This window comes from Calothrix sp. 336/3, assembly GCF_000734895.2.
Classification (GTDB): domain Bacteria; phylum Cyanobacteriota; class Cyanobacteriia; order Cyanobacteriales; family Nostocaceae; genus 336-3.
Genome location: NZ_CP011382.1, coordinates 704569 through 721352 on the forward strand (window position 1 = coordinate 704569; position 16784 = coordinate 721352).

Below are 16784 nucleotides of genomic sequence, written 5' to 3' on the forward strand. Positions count from 1 at the left end.
TATTATTGTATTTTAATTCATCATGATGATTGACAACCCTCATCTCCAAAAAATTAGCATGGAATCCCTCCGATTGTACGATTTTTTACCTTCTGGCAATGGCTATAAAATTCGTCTTTTGCTAACACAAATTGGTGTACCATTTGAGAGAGTAGAGGTAGATATACTCAAGGGAGAGAGTCGGACACCGGAATTTTTAAGTAAAAATTCTAACGGTAGAGTTCCAGTTTTAGAAATAGAACCAGGAAAATACCTGTCAGAATCGAATGCTATTTTGATATACCTGAGCGAAGGTACAGAATTTCTACCCTATGAACCTTTCTTGAGAGCGCAAGTGTTTCAATGGTTGTTTTTTGAACAGTACAGCCATGAACCTTACATTGCCACATCACGATTTTGGACATCGATTCTAGCAGAACCAGATAAATATCAAGATGCGCTGATGCAAAAACGTGAACCCGGTTATGCAGCTTTAAAAGTGATGGAGTCCCATTTAAAAGTTCATAATTTTTTTGTAGCAGAACGTTATACTATTGCGGATATTGCATTATTTGCCTACACCCATGTTGCAGATGAGGGTGGTTTTGATTTAACGCAATTTCCAGCCATTGAAGCGTGGATAGCTAGGGTAAAATCACAACCAAGCTATATCAGTATTACTGAGGATATTTTATCAGCAGTGGAATATGCTTAATGAATGTAGGAAATTGGCTATAGGATGGAAAATAATCAATCATGATTTTCATGGATGACTTATTTCTCAGCATCTACCAAAGTCCAAAAATCATTCGATATCTATTTCCACTAACTTTATCCGGGATGCAGTTCCTAACTTGATATGAACATGAGATTTGGGAACAGAAAACTTTTCTGCCAGGATTTTAATTAGTTCTGCATTGGCTTTACCATCAACCGGTGATGATTTTAAATGAACCGTTAGACTCCCATCAGCAGCTTCTTGAATTTTCTGAACTTTGGAGTTTGGCTTAACTTTTACTTGTTTTTGCATTTGCCTGTGGGGATAACATTCGTAACCACAACCAACCTAAAATACATCCTATAAGATAATGGGGAAAATCCCACCAAGTAAAGGTTGTTCCGAGTAATGTTTTGCCAATAAATGTAGCACGAAATTGTTGTAATAATGGGAGATGCCAGAGTTGTAAAAATTCGATGAGAGCAGTAGCGATGAATACCCATATAGGGATAGTAATTATTGCTCGTTGACTACGAAAAAAACAAAAGGCGAATAAACACCAAAATATTTCATAAAAAATAGCTGCTCCAGAATTATTGAACCATTCCTGGGCAAAACCATTGTAGTACTTCAAGGCAAAGCCCAAAATTGTGACAAATAGTAAGGAAATGGCAATGTAAATATTTTGGCGAGATTTGGCACTCATATTTCTGGCAATGTAGGGTTAATCGATGTTTTGTTGAAAGATGATTAGAGACACATAATGGAATGGAATAAATCGCTTCATGTTAATAGTGTCCACAAAATTTGATTTACTATTTTAGCTGTGCTAGCACAGTGGAGTAAAAGGAATGATGCATAAATAGACTATTGTGAAGTTGCCTGATAAATTGCTCTGGGCAGGTAATATGGTTAATTCATAAGCAAAGTCTAATCGACAAAATTAGCTGTGTCATCGTAGTCGAAGGTGTTAGCAGCACACAGCTTTTTTTTAGGATGTACTGCGCTCCGAAAATCTCACCTATTTAGTATGGCAATTAATCCTACCTGATAACGATTCCGAGAATTATTGCCACCCACAAATCTGTCAAGATATTCTGACAGTAAATTGCAACGGTTTAAATAAAATACAAATTAGGGCAAACCCTTCATTATCCTCGCACCCCAGATGTATTTGACTCAAATGAGAACTGCTATATCTTTGTCAATTGGTATTGATAGCAAGTTGCCTTCTGTCGTAGTAGTTTCAGGATAATGAGATTGCTTCCCTCCGGAGAATACTAACTCTGACAGCAAATTAGTATGAGTTGTGAAAATACTTACCCAAACCCTTCATGGTACAGCAACTAAATTCTTTTCCCCCCGCTTCAGTTCCAGATTCAAAAATTCCGACTTTGCGACAGTTTCATCATTTTCCCGATGATTGGCCCGATGAAAGTAGAATTGACTTGAATATTCATGATTTGCCCCATAATTCATCAACCTTAGAGTGGTGGTATGTAAATAGTCATTTCACAAGGGTTGATGGTAGAAAATTCTCCTTATTTGCCTCCTTTTTTCGGATGATGATCAGCAAGGAGGAGGAAACAAAAGCAGCAAAATATGCCCATGCAATTATTTGGGGAATTAGTGATGTTGAGCAAAAAAAATATTATACAGGTTCCTTACTAGATGCATCGGCTCCCGAAATTATCTTGAAAATCATTAATAGTGATAATTGTAAAGCAGATGGGATGCTACGACGTGCTTTGCGGGAGGTATTAGAACAGGGAAAAATTCCCCAACCAGATGGCATTCTGCAAAGAGAAGTGTTAGTGAATTTGCAGAAGTTAGAGCTAGATTTTGATGGTAATCGCTTTGTCAAAATTCATGGTTGCGAGGATGAAAGAGAGTCAAATCATAGCTACCATTTGACTTTATTAGATAGGGAACAGGGGATTGAGTGTCAACTCTATTTCCATCCCCAGAAAGCAGCTGTGCGCCATGGGGATCAGGGTGTGGTGCGTGGGATTGCGGGGGAAGATATGTTTTACTATTTTATCCCCCAGTGTCAGGTGGAAGGGATGGTAGTCATTGAGGGTGAAGCTCTTGGGATTACGGAAGGGGTAGGTTGGTATGATCATGAGTTTGGTAAGGGTGCTGCGGACACTTCCCAGTTAGATACTAAGCATGATATTGCCTGGAACTGGATATCAGCACAATTAAGTAACGGCTATCAGATAAGTGCTTTTGACTTATTTGATCAAGAGAATCATGGTAAGAGTCATGGACGTTGGGCAGTAGTAATCGATACCAAGGGCAATTGGCAAACCTATGAAGAGTTTACCTTTCAGCCTGTGAATAGTTGGGTGAGTACACGGACTTTTAGTAGTTATCCAGTCAGATGGCAGTTGGAGATTCCCTTGGCAAATGTGAGTCTCGATATCACTGCGACTTTTCCCAATCAGGAGTTTGTGACGATTATTTCCCGACCAGCATTTTGGGAAGGACGGGTGGATATTGTCGGGAATATTGGTGGTGAGGTAGTGGAGGGGCTAGGGTTTGTCGAGCGGACTGGTTTTGATGCGGTGGAAACCCTGGAAGGTTTTTTGCGTGCGGTGAGTCGGGAAACTCAAAAATCCATGCAGGAAATTTTGCCCCTAAATCCGACACAGGAGCAGCTGTGTCAGTTGGTAGCAAGTCCGGGGTATGAGCATTATCTGCAAGGTTTGGATACACAGCAATACTCCCAAGCGTTGATACAACCGATTCGAGAGATGAGCGATCGCGGTGGAAAATCTTGGCGTTCCTATGCTGCTCTTGTCTGTTTGCAACTTGTTGGTGGTAATTCCCAGGGATTAACCCATTGGTTAGCATGGCCCGAATTATTACACATTGGCTCTCTGATTGTTGATGATGTTGAAGATGGTTCGACTGTGCGTCGGGGGGGAGCATCCTGTCATAGTATCTACGGGGAAGCTTTGGCAATTAATGCGGGTAATGCAAGTTACTTTTTGGGACAAATACTGTTACTGAATTCTCACCTGTCAGAGGCAGAAAAATTACAAGTCTATGAATTATATTTTACCACTTTGCGAGCTGCCCATGCAGGTCAAGCCATTGATATTCATGGTTTCCAGCACTTGATGTCTGGGATGATTGAGCAGGGTAAGGGTGAATTGTTACAGGAAAGGGTTTTGGCAGTGCATCGCTTGAAATCGGCGGTTCCAGCTCGTTCTGTTGCGGAATTAGGCGCGATTTTAGGGGGGGGTACAAAGACTGAGATTCAAGCATTGGGGAACTTTTTTGAGTCCCTGGGGCTAGCTTTTCAAATTATCGATGATGTTCTCAATCTCAAGGGATTTGCGAATAATTTGAAATCCCAGGGGGAGGATATTTCCTGTGGCAAAATTACCCTACCCGTTGCCAAGGCAATTTCTAGATTACCTCTGCAAGAACAGCGTCTATTGTGGGAAACCATTGCAACTCAACCCAGGGAACCGGAAATTATTGCGGATGTGATTGGCAAATTAGAAAATTGTGGGGCGATCACTGCTTGTGAGCGACAAGCTGAGGAACTAGTTGAATCTGCTTGGCAACAACTTAATCCTCTATTTTCTGACTCAGATATGAAGGTAAGACTACGTGCTTTTAGCTGGTATGTTCTAGCTCGCCATTATTAGTAGTCGTTTCATTACTGATGTTGATAAATTCCCAACTTTTTGAAAAAAGCTAGGGTTTTAATGTGGTGCGTTATCAAGTTCTACTGAGGTTTTGGACTTGGTACATTTTCAAGAATTAAAAATTCATGCAGCATCTTTTCTTTTAAAAAATAATCCATTCCTCACTCCTCACTCCTTACTCATTGTCCCTTACTCCTTACTCCTCACTCATTACTAACTATGAAAATAGATATCCTATATTTTGATGCTGGTTCGGGACATCGTTCTGCGGCAATGGGATTAAAATCGGCTTTGCTACAAGAGCGTAATGACTGGCAGGTGAGAGCAGTTAATATTGTGGATATTTTTGATGTTCATCCCCGATGTAGTCGTACTGTTCGTAGGGGAATTGACCATTTTAATGGACAATTGCAAAGGGAAAAAGTCTTTGACCTGAAGGGTTTAATTAATCTGTCTTTATTATTTCATGATTTGTTATCTGTGCGAGATATCAAACAAATCAGTCAGTTTTGGGCAGAATCTCCTGTTGATGCAGTGGTGTCAGTCACTCCCATATATAATCCAGTGTTGTATCGTAGTGTCCGTCTGATTAAACCAGAGACGATTTGTGTGACGATTCCCGTTGATTTTGCAGAGGTAAAACCACGGTATTGGTTCACCCCCAAGGTAGAGCAGTATTATTTAAATGGTACAGAAATGTTATGGCAACAAGCAAAAAAAGCCAAGATTGCAGATGAGTTTAATCATCGCATTTCTGGAATGATTATTGAACCAGAATGTTATGAAAATTCACCGATTAATATTTACGACGAAATTACCAAGTTAGGACTTGATCCCACCTTACCAACGGGTTTAGTTTCCTTCGGAGGACAGGGTTCTATATTGCTTTCTCAAATTGCCCATGAGTTAGTTAAATCTCCTGTTCCAGTCAATATGATTTTCCTCTGTGGGCGCAATCAAGCTGTATTTGAGGAATTAAATAATTTACCGACACCCTATAATAAATTGGTTTTAAGTTATCTCAAAGAAACACCAATTAAATACTTACAACTTGCAGACTTTGCCATTGGGAAACCGGGAGCCATGACGATTACCGAATCGATGATAGTTGGTGTTCCCCTAATTATGCTGAAAAGTCGAGGTTTACGACCAGTGCAAAGGGATAATGAGGCATGGGTAATCGAGCATGGTGTGGGCAAGATTGTCGATCGCCCTAAAAATGTCCCAGCTGCGATCGTCACTGTTCTCAATTCTCCTACCTATCGCCAAAACGCCCAAAACCAATACCATCGAGGAGTATTTGAAGCTGCCAAAATTTTGCGATCGCTCGTGGAAGGAAAGAGTCATAAGTAGAGGCGCTTTGCGACTCAGTTCTCCAGAAGGGAGAAGGGAACAGGAGACTATATCGTGTCTGTAATCAATGATGATTTTTGACCTTTCTCTCATCCCATACTAGCTCCCCTATAATCCACTAAATACACTATTTGCTTACTATGATGCAAGTATAGTGAGTCCAGTTGGTCGATGTAACGCTATGGTGGAAGAAATTATAATGTTATAATCACTTAGAATCGTGACCTACAATCTCTAAAATCTACTGTTGTGTCAGCGAAAGATATATTCCACAATGCGGCAAGATCTGCTTTAGAGAATGATGGCTGGACAGTTACAGAGCCATTATATTTAAGGTTAGGAGACGACCAGTTACGAATAGATTTGGCTGCTGAACGTATAATCACAGCAGAGCGCGCGCAAGAAAAAATAGCAGTAGAAGTAAAGAGTTTTCTAGGAGCATCGGCGATTACAGATTTCCATACAGCGTTAGGGCAATTTCTTAACTATAGGGCAGTACTACGTATACAACAGCCAGAGCGTCAACTATATTTGGCTGTGACAACAGAAATATATCGAACTTTTTTTCGTAGAGATTTACCCAAATTAAGTGTTCAAACTTACCAAATAAAATTATTAATATTCGATCCAGTAACTGAGGTGATTGAACAATGGATAAATTAAATCACTACCGTCAACTGATTCGTGAATGCCTGTTACCATATTTGGAAATGAAACCATCAGGTGGAGAAATAGAAGTTTATAAAATGTTTGATACTGAGGACGACCACTATCAAATATTTCATGCTGGTTGGGATGGTTTTCAAAGAATATATGGTGCCGTGATACACATAGATATAATTGATGATAAGATTTGGATTCAATACGATGGCACAGAAGATGGTGTTGCGAATACTTTAGTGGAATTAGGTGTACCCAAGCAAGATATTGTATTAGCTTATCACTCAGCTTTTTTGCGCCAATATGATGGGTTTGCCGTTAGATAAGTAATCAGTAATGAGTAGTTTGTAGGATGGGTTACGCTACTGCTAACCCATGCGGGCGTTAGATTTCATACTTCAACCGAACCTACCCCATCTTAGTATTTAATCCACCCGGCTACTTAGTTTGGCGAATCGGTGAGTAATATTGCCACAGTCACACCTGAAAAACCGTACAACAAATAGTAATACTGAGCAGTTCGACGAGTTCACTATGCCACCTGTCGAGATGCTCAGTACAAGTTTTGAATTTTTAATTTTCCCACAGGGGTGGGTACTAGGCTCCTACAGCTTCTTTGGCTGCGTAAAGAACTTCAGCGCTAATTTCCTGGAATCCGCGTTCACGGGCAAATTTTTCGGTGTTGCGCTTGACTTTACCACGGACAAAACCGGGGATTTTATTCAATTCTGCCAAACCATCCTTTGTCCAACCCAAGTCAGAACCAGCAGAAATCCCCTTAGTAATGACTTCCTTGGTATCATGTCCGCCAAAGATTTCTAACAGATGGTCTTCCATTCCTAAGGTAAAGGAATTGTATACTAAATCCACAACTTGGTTTGTACCTTCATAGCCCAGGAAGGGTTTATAACCGATGGGGAAGTTTTGAATGTGGATAGGTGCAGCGATGACACCACAGGGAATATCTAGACGTTTGCCGACGTGACGTTCCATCTGAGTGCCAAAAATTGCTGAGGGTTCCACACGGGCGATCGCGTCCCCAATTGCCCCATGATCGTCTGTAATAATTACTTCATCACAATACTCACTTACCTGCTCCCGGAACCAATCACCATCATACTTGCAGTAGGTTCCTGCCCAAACCACATGAATTCCCATTTCCCGCGCTAAAATCTTGGTCATGGCTGCGGCGTGGGTATTGTCACCAAAGACAACTGCCTTTTTCCCTGTCAGGTTTTGGCAGTCGATGGAGCGGGAAAACCAAGCTGCTTGGGAAACGTGCAAGGTTTGCTGATTAATAAATTCTTCGTAATCAACTTCTGCACCTTGAGCATTAATTACCTGCTGAATCTTCCGCACACACCGAGCCGTTTCTACTACACCCATGGGTGTGATATCTACCCAAGGCGTACCAAATTCTGCTTCTAAATACTGAACTGTCATCAAACCCAGTTCCCGGTAAGGACAAAGGTTAAACCAAGCACGGGGTAAATTCTTTAAATCATGGACAGAGGCAGCATCAGGAATGACTGCGTTCACTTCAATACCTAAGTCTGCCATCAACCGCTTTAACTCAGTGCAGTCATGCTGATTGTGGAAACCCAGACTGGAAATACCAATAATATTCACCGAAGGTTTTTCGCTTTTCCCCTGGGGAAGTTCGCCTTTCTTCCGTGCTTTCTCGATATAGTACTGTACTATTTGATGTAATGTGCGGTCGGCAGCTTGCAACTCATTCACACGGTAATGGTTGACATCAGCTAACATGACATCACCCTTCGCTTCTAATTGTGCCCGTTCGACGAAGTTGGCGAGGTCTTCTTGCAAGATACTAGAAGTACAGGTGGGGGTGAGAATAATTAGGTCAGGAGTTTCTTCCTTATCCTTACGGGTAATATTATCTACCACCTTTTCCTGGGAGCCACGAGCCAAAACATGGCGATCGACGACACTGGTAGTTACTGGTGTAAAGTTCCGCTCTCTTTCCAACATGGAGCGCATAACGTTAAAATAATCATCGCCAAGGGGCGCGTGCATAATGGCGTGAACATTTTTAAAAGAGCTGGCGATTCGTAGAGTGCCAATGTGAGCAGGACCAGCATACATCCAGTAAGCCAATTTCATTCTGGTTCTCCCTGTGCTTGAGGTGGACAGTTTTCCTGGGGGAAGGGTGAAAGATGGGGTCTTTTCCCCTTAACCAAGTTCGATTGAGGTGCTTGCTTTTTGATTCTCTCAAAGCTTACAGGACATCAAAAGTAGGGTGTTTTTCCTGAGAATGGTGTTCATAATCCTGGGAATGATTATGGTGTAAGGAATTCAGCCTGTAAATACCCCTAGGAGCGTGTTTTAAAGTTATAGAATTCTTAAAGTTTCGCAAACTTGGTCAACCAGTACCAAAATGATTTATAAAGTAAAACTTAAATTTTAGGGTGTGTTTTGGCAACGGTGATTATTCTGCGTTACGGCAATTGATACTGTGACTCAGACTCAAATCCTCACACGTAACACACCCTTGTATATTTACTGGATAAATAGGCTCTCAAATTAGTATCACGTTGATTTATTGCTATTCATCCGAGTTTGGCGATCGTAGTTACCCAACACTTTTGATGTGAGTCCAAAATCGGTGACAGCTAGAATTTTCATTTCGATATCGCCAGTATTTTGTGACTGGTGAATACACCATCGGGGAATAAACACCACATCTCCAGCAACCACTGAAATTAATTCATGGTCTATAAGTACTTGACCAGAACCTTGCAGGATATAAAATAGCGTTTCATGGGCATGGCGGTGCTTTTCATTATTTTTACCCGCAGGAATACTCACAAGCCGGGGATCTAAAACTTGGGTTGTGGGGAAGGAGAATCCGGCGACGGCAAACTCAATATTCAGATGAGGTACAGTATTATTATAGATTTTAGTCTCAGCTTGGGTAATATTACCCTTTAAATTACTAATATCTCCTACTTGTTGCGCGAGAGATTTACGGTTTTTAATTGTACTAACTAGGGATGAATTAAAGCCTCCTGTTATCTGTTCATAGAGAGATTCAAAAAAATTAGCACGAGCGATTAAAGCGCGATCGCTAGCTTGTAGGCAAGTATCAAACCATTCTGGTATATCTTGGTAAGAACACATCATTTCTGTGAGAGTGGCTGCGTGTTCGTCATCACAACCGATGTGGATATGGAAAAATTCCAGTTCACTATCTGCAAACCCAGCTTGTCGCATTCCTGTTACCATAATTTGATACATACGAGAGACAATCCCCTCTGTCCCTAGGGATAGCCATGCACAACCCCATAGTGGATCCGCTTGGATAGTATTTTGCAGATATAAATCGACAAATTCTTGAGTGAAGCTTTTAAATTTAATCTGAGTCAAATCATTGATAAACAGAGAGTTTTTCATAAAATTCCGAAAAATTTCGGCATGACTGACTCCACCATTTTCCCCACTTTCTTCCCAGAGATTTTGAGTGAGTTTGGCACGAAATTGATCGCGATCGCAATTAGCCATGACTCCCGCAACATAGCGAGTAAAGTTTTTAGAATAGAGATAATACTGGGAAAAAATTTCGATAAAATCCTGTTTGGTTAATTCTCCTTGCAGACAAGCAGTGAAGAAACGATTTTGCCAAAAAGGATGATTCTCTACAAAACTATGGAGTTTGTCTAATTGATGGTTGGTTTGCTCTGTAGTATTGAGTGAGGTTGACAGATGTAACATAAAATTTCTAGCTCCAAAATTTTCCAAATTTTTTCAAGGTTTTCAAATAGCACGATTTTTTTGCACACCTGTAACTGTGAGAGATAGTGAATTATCCTCGCTCTCCCAAATATCTGATTTTTCTTGAGTAATACCAATTTGAAAAAACAATACGACACATGAAACCCCTCCCCAACCCTCCCCGAAATCGGGGAGGGTGCCCGATAGGGCGGGTGGGGTATCTCCCGTAAACATTTTTTGAATCGGTATAAGTTAGCAACATCAGCCGTAAAATCACTTATTCTCAAAGTATTTTTACTTCCATATGCCGTTACATGGGTTTTTGCGTGGTTACTTACCTATACCTATGTATCTCTAGTACCGGATGGGGGTATGCATTTTTTGGAGTACCCCATATACCAGGCACGATATCAGCGAAAAAGCTTTGGTTTAACGTTGTTTAGCGCCCATATTCCAGGAAGACGCACCAGGGAAAAGCCAAAAATCATTTCGGAAGTCAGGGAATTTTAGGATAGTAAAAACCGCAATAACGGTGGTATGAATCCGTCATAAGTCTGGTGACAAAGTACTTTGTTTCCGGATTCAACTTCCGTAATCACCGATAGTAACAATTAAGGGTGGGCAAAATTCGCCGATAGATATAACCCTAACCTTGGCGATCGCCCATAACAAGAGATACCATCCTTTGGTAAGAAACCCCTTGGCTTCACAACCGACTATCTTTTATATGTGTTTTACAAAATCGGAGCGGCGGGATTCGAACCCACGACCTCCACTACCCCAAAGTGGCGCGCTACCAAGCTGCGCTACGCCCCGGAAACCCGGCTTTGTTGCTAATTTTAGATTTGAGGTTTGGTGTTTTGACCAATTAATTATCTAAAACTGTTTAGGCAACTTTCAGAGTATGACATAAATAGACTCTACAAAGCAAGTATTCTCTAAAAAACTTTTAAAGTTTCTAATGCTTGACGAAGTTGAGGTACTACCCCAGCTTCCCATGCTCCCTCAACACCCCGCTCACAGGAGAGGATAAAACGTAAACTGTAAGCATGGGCATAGCCAGAAACTTCCATCCACAACAAATCACTTTCCGCTTCACAGGTGATTTTCTCTTCTGCCATTAATTCCGCAGCTATTTGCTGTATTGTTTCTGTGAGTTGTTGTAGCAGGCGACAAAAATCTGCTAATTCTGCTTCTGTTAACTCAATTGCCCAGTCATCATTTCCCAGTAAAGCTTGATATTTGACAGCAGAGGGATTCCAACCAACTCGCCAACCCTTACCACTTTTAATTAAACGTTCCATTTCATGAATCACAACGGTAAGCTTTGAATATAGTCTATTTTTCTGTGGTGTCTTTTTCCTCCTAATTTTGCATTTGGAATTGTGAATTGTTTACCATGCCCCTATCCCGTATAGTCACACTCATTGTTGGACTGATTGTTATTTTGGGACTGAGTCTATGGTTAATTGACTCATTGTCTCGCTTGTATTGGCAATTATCCTATTCTCCCCTATTAGGGAATTTACTGTTATTACTGTTAGTGGTACTAATTGGGGCGTTAATTGCAGCATTTGTCTATTATGTCTTGGTAATGGGTGGGGGAGGAATCAAAGGTAAACGACGTAAGGTTTCCCCACGACGACAAGTACAAATCCCAGAGGCGAAATCAGAAGCTGCTTCGACAACCCTGCAAGCAGTACGACAGCAAGTTTCCCAAATTCAGGATGAAGTAGCACGACAAGCTCTGCTGAGTAAGTCACGGGAAATTGAGGCTAATTTGGCACGGGGGGAAATTCAGGTAGTGGTATTTGGTACGGGGAGTGCGGGCAAAACTTCCTTGGTGAATGCAGTGATGGGAAGAATGGTAGGGAGAGTTGACGCACCGATGGGAACAACAACGGTGGGTGAGACTTACTGTCTGCGGTTGAAGGGTTTGGAAAGGAAGATTTTAATTACCGATACTCCGGGGATTTTAGAAGCAGGGGTGGCGGGTACTGAGAGAGAGCAGTTAGCTAGGGAACTAGCAACATCCGCAGATTTACTTTTATTTGTAGTTGATAATGACTTAAGACGTTCAGAATACGAGCCTTTACAAGCTTTAGCAGCCATTGGCAAACGTTCAGTTTTAGTATTAAATAAAACTGACTTGTATACGGAAACAGACAAAGAAGCAATTTTAGCAAGGTTGCGGCAACGGGTACGGGGCTTTATTTCCACAAACGATGTGGTGGCGATCGCGGCTAATCCCCAATCAATAGAATTAGAAAATGGAGAACTTGCCCAACCAGAACCAGAAATTTTACCCCTATTACGACGGATGGCGGCAATTTTACGGGCAGAAGGGGAAGATTTGGTGGCAGATAATATTTTGCTGCAATCCATGCGTCTAGGAGAAGAAGCACGCAAATTAATTGATGCCCAACGCCGTCGCCAAGCTGAGAAAATTGTCGAGAGGTTCCAGTGGATTGGGGCGGGTGTGGTATCGGTGACACCCTTGCCGGTGGTAGACTTACTAGCTACGGCGGCGGTAAATGCCCAAATGGTGGTGGAAATTGGCAGAATTTACGGCTGTGAGTTGAATATGGAGCGGGGGCGAGAATTAGCCCTATCCTTGGCGAAAACCATTGCCGGCTTGGGAATTGTCAAGGGTGCTTTGCAGCTACTATCCACAGCTTTACAACTCAACGTCGGTACTTTTATTCTTGGGCGAGCCATCCAAGGAGTCACTGCTGCCTATTTAACCAGAATTGCTGGTAAAAGTTTTATTGAGTACTTCCGCAATGATCAAGACTGGGGTGACGGAGGAATGACGGAAGTTGTACAGCGTCAATTTCAACTCAACCGTCGAGATGAATTTGTCAAAGCATTTATTCAACAGGCGATCGCCAAGGTTGTCAAACCCCTAGCTGAGAAAGTTGAGGCAATGGAACAGGAAGAGACAGAAAAATAAACATGGGTAGTAGTAGTCTGTCAAATTTGAATTGGGGGATAAGGGAGACAAGGGGGATAAGGGGGATAAGGGGGACAAGGGGGACAAGGGGGACAAGGGGGAGATATCCCTCAAATTAACCTTGACAGTGTAGTAGTCAATGCCAGTAATTTTGATAGTTGACTGTAGTACAGCTAAATTATATAAATCAAAAACGCAAAATGATTATGAAAATCCACGCATAGGCTAGTTGTCTCACAGTTTTTCCAGAAATAAGGGTATAAATCCAGCCATATCCACTCTGAGCCGGGTTGTTGAATTTGTGAAGTTTTAGTTACATTGTCTGAAAGTATACCCAAAGTCTGCTCAAGCAGACTACCTATTAATGACTCAAAGAAACATCTACAGCATTGCTGTTGCAGCTTTTGCATTTATGGGTGGGGCAACTGCGCCTTTCACACCAGTTCAAAGTACTACACTCAAACCCTTGCAACTGGCACAATCAACTCCTACCATTGCTGCCATTGAAAATTCCGTTCATCAGCAAATAAACCAGTTGCGGAGTTCTCAAAGTCTACCACCCTTAACGCGCAACTCAGCCATAGACAATCAAGCCAGAATACATAGCCAGAATATGGCTAGTGGAAAAGTTCCATTCAATCATACCGGTTTTTCACAACGAATTCAGGCAACCCGTATTTCCTACAGTTCAGCTGCCGAAAATATTGCCCGCAACTCTGGATATAGCGATCCTGCTACCCAAGCAGTGCAAGGTTGGCGCTTTAGTTCTGGACATTTCCAGAATATCAGAGGTAATTACAACCTCACAGGTATTGGTGTTGCCAGAAATAACAAAGGTGAATATTTCTTTACCCAAATATTTATCCGTAGCCGATAAATTTATGGCGATCGCAATCTGATCTTGAGCAAAGCCAAGATTCGTCTGATTCTTTCAAATATGTTGATTTTTTCGGGGTTGCACTACCATTTCCCCATATAAATATTTTCTGACTAAATAGAATATCGGTGTTACTTGTTAACACATCAGCAACAAAAGGAGCATTATTGCTCCCCTGCTACCTTTAATTATTAAGTATTCAACCGGACATGATATAACTCACTTCACTTGAGAAAGCCAAGACTCCCTATCAATACGCTCGGCTATCGGGTGTTTAGTTGTTGCTCCAACTTCAGATGTATCCATATGCCATCCTTGCCAAGTCTGCGCAGCCAGTTGAGAAAACTCACCTTTGACTTGGAAACAAGTAGGATTATCTTCTCTACTCCACAAACGACAAAGCAAGTCTAATACTTTGTCCGAGGTATGATTACCCATGGGGTTAAGTTTGTCCTTGTTGGATTCAATTAATTTATCTTCTTCCTTAAACAACTTACCCAGTCTCTGCTTAATACTGAAGTTACCTAGCTTATTGGAACATCTGCCAATATTGAAAAGTGCATCACAGATGCGGCGATTTAATCCTAAATATATTGCTCCTTTCAGTGCCTCTAGAAAATGTTCTAAAGCTTTGTTCGGCTCATTTTCAATTAGCAGTAAATATTCTCCATTTAGCAGGGAAATCTCCGAGAGAACCGCTTGGCAAAAACTTTGGCTGTGACCAAAGGTTAAATCAGTTTTCGCCAGTTGATCAGCGAATTTTAATGCCTGTTGTGGCAACTTATCTTCTCCTAGTCTCACCCAAACTCTTCCTGCTAAGGCTAACCAGCGAGATGCTCTGCGAGTTAAGCCAATACGTAAAGCGTAATGGGCTGCCCTAATAAAATATTCTGCGGCTTGCTCTAAGGTATCCCTATCATCACTCAGATAGAACTCAATTCGCCCAACATTCCCATAAATTTCAGACAAGGCTTGATAAATATCCAAACCAGGGTCTTTATAGCAAGAACCTAGTTTAATAACACGTCTAATTTTCTCATCCCATTCTTTTAATCCTAGCCACTGACTTCTCTTACTAGCTACAAATAAATCGGGATTATGCCCACAGGAAAGCTCATATAAATACACTTCTGAGCGAATTAGAGCAAGTATGGGGATAATCTCTTCTTCTATTTCCTTATCCTTATCAATTTCTTGTTGAATTTCTTTAATTAGTAGTCGGGCATTACTAATATTGCCTTGGGTATTATAAAGTCTGAGTTCCAGGCGTTTTGCAAGAAAATAACAACGGTAGAAGTTAAGTCGATAGGAAAAATAAATCTTCTCTTGGGGGATTTTTTTTAATTCCTCCCTAGCTGTATCTGCAATTCTTTTAATTTCCCTAGAATTACATTCATCACCCAGAAACTGAAATTTTTGAAAAGCTCTTCTGGCTCTAGTTAATTGTGCTCTTAATCCACAAAGAGCTTTAAATGCGGAATTATATACTTCTAAATCAAGTTCACCACTCCAGCTTTTATCTGCTAGCCATGACTTGGCACCACAAACTATGGCTTGCAAAATCGTAATCATGGAATCTCTATCAACCCAAATTCCTTGATAATGTCGTTGATGTCCTAGAATAACTGTGGTTTCAACTAGGGAATCAATACTGCTATCTAAGGTTTTTGTGAATAGAGTAATTTTACCTACCTCCTTGGTTAATCCCATATGGAGACTACAAGCACCAATGGCATTCTCAATCATTGTGTTGTTAGAGGTATACATCCATTCCAGATATTCAGTTGGTTTGTCATTATGGCTAAAGCTACAGGTAACTACAGCCATCATTATGGGACTGCGGGAGTCAAAGGACTGCACTTCTGGTTGCGTTGTCAAGTAGATATCAGAAGTATTTAGTTCCCACTCTGCTTGATTTGCAATCTTGACAAAGAGGTCATAGACTGCTCCATATTCTGCTTGTTTACTAATAGACTGGGATAAAATTTGAAATTCTAATTTTTCCACTCTCAGGTGTAGGTTAGTCGGATATTTAGGCATTTGCTCTTTAATTGCAATGCTCAGAAACAGTCCGATCGCCTCTTGCTGAGTGAAGTTTGTCTTACCTCCTGCTTTCAATCTGCTCCAGGTTCTTTGTAGTTTGTCAATGACTTCGAGTCGGAGCTTTAAACCCAACATGACGCTGAAACTGGAACTTGTCATCGGGTCGGATTTGCGCAGATTATCAATTAAATATTCGAGAAAATCATCCTCTTGATTCTCTCCAAAAAATTTTTTACTGGCAATGGCTATTTTATTGCTGGCGATCGCCAAGAATTCTTGGGTTGTGGGCAGAAAATCTTCAAAACGCAAAAACTCCAGCAAGGCAACGACTTGAGCTACTTGAAAGAATCTTTCTGGTGTTATCCTAATAATATTATTGTTCTCTGGCAAAAAGCCCGCAGACTCCAGTAATTCATCAGAACCAATCTTTCCTAACAACTTCCGCAGTTCATCAGGAGTCAGATCTATTTCTCCTCTGGTTTTTTCACCATCGTTTTTAGACTTCCTTTTAGATACCTGACGACTTTGCAATTTGTTCCACAGTTCAATCAAACCTTTTCTATCAACTGGCAATCTTTCCTTTTCCTTATTCAGAAAATCAATTACCACTGGTCGGCTAACATTCATCCCCTCCGAGAGTTCCACCTGGGTTGCTCCCATCTTGTCGAGAAAGAAGCGGAGCATCTCCCTCAGGGCTTCTTGATCTCCCACGTTTTCCCTGCTCATACCCTTGGTTTTACGCGATTATGTAAATTATATTGACAGTAAAATGATGCTTTTTCTTTTTCTGTCACAAAAAGTACTAAA

13 protein-coding genes and 1 tRNA gene are annotated in these 16784 nt (G+C 41.2%); 7 read left to right on the forward strand and 7 right to left on the reverse strand.

Translation table 11 applies throughout. The features are described from left to right. Window positions 1-58 precede the first annotated feature (58 nt). Entirely contained in the window at window positions 59-694 is a 636-nt protein-coding gene (locus IJ00_RS02825) for a glutathione S-transferase family protein (RefSeq protein WP_035158320.1), read from the forward strand. Between the two features lie 90 nt (window positions 695-784). Here the strand turns inward: IJ00_RS02825 and IJ00_RS02830 are convergent, their stop codons facing one another. Both IJ00_RS02830 and IJ00_RS02835 read right to left on the reverse strand, forming a co-directional pair. Then, complete coding sequence (locus tag IJ00_RS02830; protein WP_035149874.1) at window positions 785-1009, reverse strand: DUF167 domain-containing protein; 225 nt, start codon at window positions 1007-1009, stop codon at window positions 785-787. Further along, window positions 987-1403, reverse strand: a complete 417-nt coding sequence (locus IJ00_RS02835) for a DUF2809 domain-containing protein (RefSeq protein WP_035149875.1) — start codon at window positions 1401-1403, stop codon at window positions 987-989. The genes IJ00_RS02830 and IJ00_RS02835 overlap by 23 nt, the downstream gene beginning before the upstream one ends. Before the next feature lie 628 nt (window positions 1404-2031). On the opposite strand from IJ00_RS02835, the gene IJ00_RS02840 reads away from it, so the two are divergent. From IJ00_RS02840 to IJ00_RS02855, 4 genes are all read left to right on the forward strand, one after another. Next, window positions 2032-4359 carry a polyprenyl synthetase family protein gene (locus tag IJ00_RS02840; RefSeq protein WP_035149878.1) on the forward strand — a complete coding sequence of 776 codons (2328 nt, stop codon included), beginning with the start codon at window positions 2032-2034 and terminating at the stop codon, window positions 4357-4359. A gap of 219 nt (window positions 4360-4578) precedes the next feature. Continuing rightward, window positions 4579-5712 (forward strand): glycosyltransferase, encoded by a 1134-nt coding sequence (locus tag IJ00_RS02845; RefSeq protein WP_035149880.1) that lies wholly within the window; start codon window positions 4579-4581, stop codon window positions 5710-5712. A gap of 249 nt (window positions 5713-5961) precedes the next feature. Next, window positions 5962-6375, forward strand: a complete 414-nt coding sequence (locus IJ00_RS02850; RefSeq protein ID WP_035149882.1) for a XisH family protein — start codon at window positions 5962-5964, stop codon at window positions 6373-6375. Further along, window positions 6363-6698 carry a XisI protein gene (locus tag IJ00_RS02855; RefSeq protein ID WP_035149885.1) on the forward strand — a complete coding sequence of 112 codons (336 nt, stop codon included), beginning with the start codon at window positions 6363-6365 and terminating at the stop codon, window positions 6696-6698. Before IJ00_RS02850 ends, IJ00_RS02855 begins: the two co-directional genes overlap by 13 nt. Before the next feature lie 271 nt (window positions 6699-6969). Here the strand turns inward: IJ00_RS02855 and bchB are convergent, their stop codons facing one another. From bchB to IJ00_RS02880, 4 genes are all read right to left on the reverse strand, one after another. Beyond that, window positions 6970-8496 carry a ferredoxin:protochlorophyllide reductase (ATP-dependent) subunit B gene (gene bchB, locus IJ00_RS02860; RefSeq protein ID WP_035149889.1) on the reverse strand — a complete coding sequence of 509 codons (1527 nt, stop codon included), beginning with the start codon at window positions 8494-8496 and terminating at the stop codon, window positions 6970-6972. Between the two features lie 426 nt (window positions 8497-8922). Next, window positions 8923-10104 carry an iron-containing redox enzyme family protein gene (locus IJ00_RS02865; RefSeq protein ID WP_035149892.1) on the reverse strand — a complete coding sequence of 394 codons (1182 nt, stop codon included), beginning with the start codon at window positions 10102-10104 and terminating at the stop codon, window positions 8923-8925. Between the two features lie 742 nt (window positions 10105-10846). Continuing rightward, a tRNA-Pro gene (locus IJ00_RS02875) sits at window positions 10847-10920 on the reverse strand. A gap of 122 nt (window positions 10921-11042) precedes the next feature. Continuing rightward, the gene (locus tag IJ00_RS02880) at window positions 11043-11408 is read right to left on the reverse strand and encodes a DUF1818 family protein (protein ID WP_035149897.1); all 366 of its coding nucleotides are present in this window, start codon (window positions 11406-11408) and stop codon (window positions 11043-11045) included. A gap of 95 nt (window positions 11409-11503) precedes the next feature. Between IJ00_RS02880 and IJ00_RS02885 the strand changes: the two genes are divergently transcribed. Both IJ00_RS02885 and IJ00_RS02890 read left to right on the forward strand, forming a co-directional pair. After that, the gene (locus IJ00_RS02885; protein WP_035149900.1) at window positions 11504-13057 is read left to right on the forward strand and encodes a YcjF family protein; all 1554 of its coding nucleotides are present in this window, start codon (window positions 11504-11506) and stop codon (window positions 13055-13057) included. A gap of 364 nt (window positions 13058-13421) precedes the next feature. Continuing rightward, window positions 13422-13934 (forward strand): CAP domain-containing protein, encoded by a 513-nt coding sequence (locus IJ00_RS02890; protein WP_035149903.1) that lies wholly within the window; start codon window positions 13422-13424, stop codon window positions 13932-13934. 219 nt (window positions 13935-14153) lie between these two features. On the opposite strand, the gene IJ00_RS02895 is transcribed toward IJ00_RS02890, so the two are convergent. Further along, window positions 14154-16703 carry a hypothetical protein gene (locus IJ00_RS02895; RefSeq protein WP_035149905.1) on the reverse strand — a complete coding sequence of 850 codons (2550 nt, stop codon included), beginning with the start codon at window positions 16701-16703 and terminating at the stop codon, window positions 14154-14156. Between the last annotated feature and the right edge of the window lie 81 nt (window positions 16704-16784).

Excerpts from the sequence above, each read along its gene's own strand:
- IJ00_RS02855 (WP_035149885.1), top strand. The coding sequence starts at position 6,363 with ATGGATAAATTAAATCACTACCGTCAACTGATTCGTGAATGCCTGTTA.
- bchB (WP_035149889.1), bottom strand. The coding sequence starts at position 8,496 with ATGAAATTGGCTTACTGGATGTATGCTGGTCCTGCTCACATTGGCACT.
- IJ00_RS02890 (WP_035149903.1), top strand. The coding sequence starts at position 13,422 with ATGACTCAAAGAAACATCTACAGCATTGCTGTTGCAGCTTTTGCATTT.
- IJ00_RS02845 (WP_035149880.1), top strand. The coding sequence starts at position 4,579 with ATGAAAATAGATATCCTATATTTTGATGCTGGTTCGGGACATCGTTCT.
- IJ00_RS02825 (WP_035158320.1), top strand. The coding sequence starts at position 59 with ATGGAATCCCTCCGATTGTACGATTTTTTACCTTCTGGCAATGGCTAT.
- IJ00_RS02865 (WP_035149892.1), bottom strand. The coding sequence starts at position 10,104 with ATGTTACATCTGTCAACCTCACTCAATACTACAGAGCAAACCAACCAT.
- IJ00_RS02885 (WP_035149900.1), top strand. The coding sequence starts at position 11,504 with ATGCCCCTATCCCGTATAGTCACACTCATTGTTGGACTGATTGTTATT.
- IJ00_RS02840 (WP_035149878.1), top strand. The coding sequence starts at position 2,032 with ATGGTACAGCAACTAAATTCTTTTCCCCCCGCTTCAGTTCCAGATTCA.
- IJ00_RS02895 (WP_035149905.1), bottom strand. The coding sequence starts at position 16,703 with ATGAGCAGGGAAAACGTGGGAGATCAAGAAGCCCTGAGGGAGATGCTC.
- IJ00_RS02835 (WP_035149875.1), bottom strand. The coding sequence starts at position 1,403 with ATGAGTGCCAAATCTCGCCAAAATATTTACATTGCCATTTCCTTACTA.
- IJ00_RS02880 (WP_035149897.1), bottom strand. The coding sequence starts at position 11,408 with ATGGAACGTTTAATTAAAAGTGGTAAGGGTTGGCGAGTTGGTTGGAAT.
- IJ00_RS02830 (WP_035149874.1), bottom strand. The coding sequence starts at position 1,009 with ATGCAAAAACAAGTAAAAGTTAAGCCAAACTCCAAAGTTCAGAAAATT.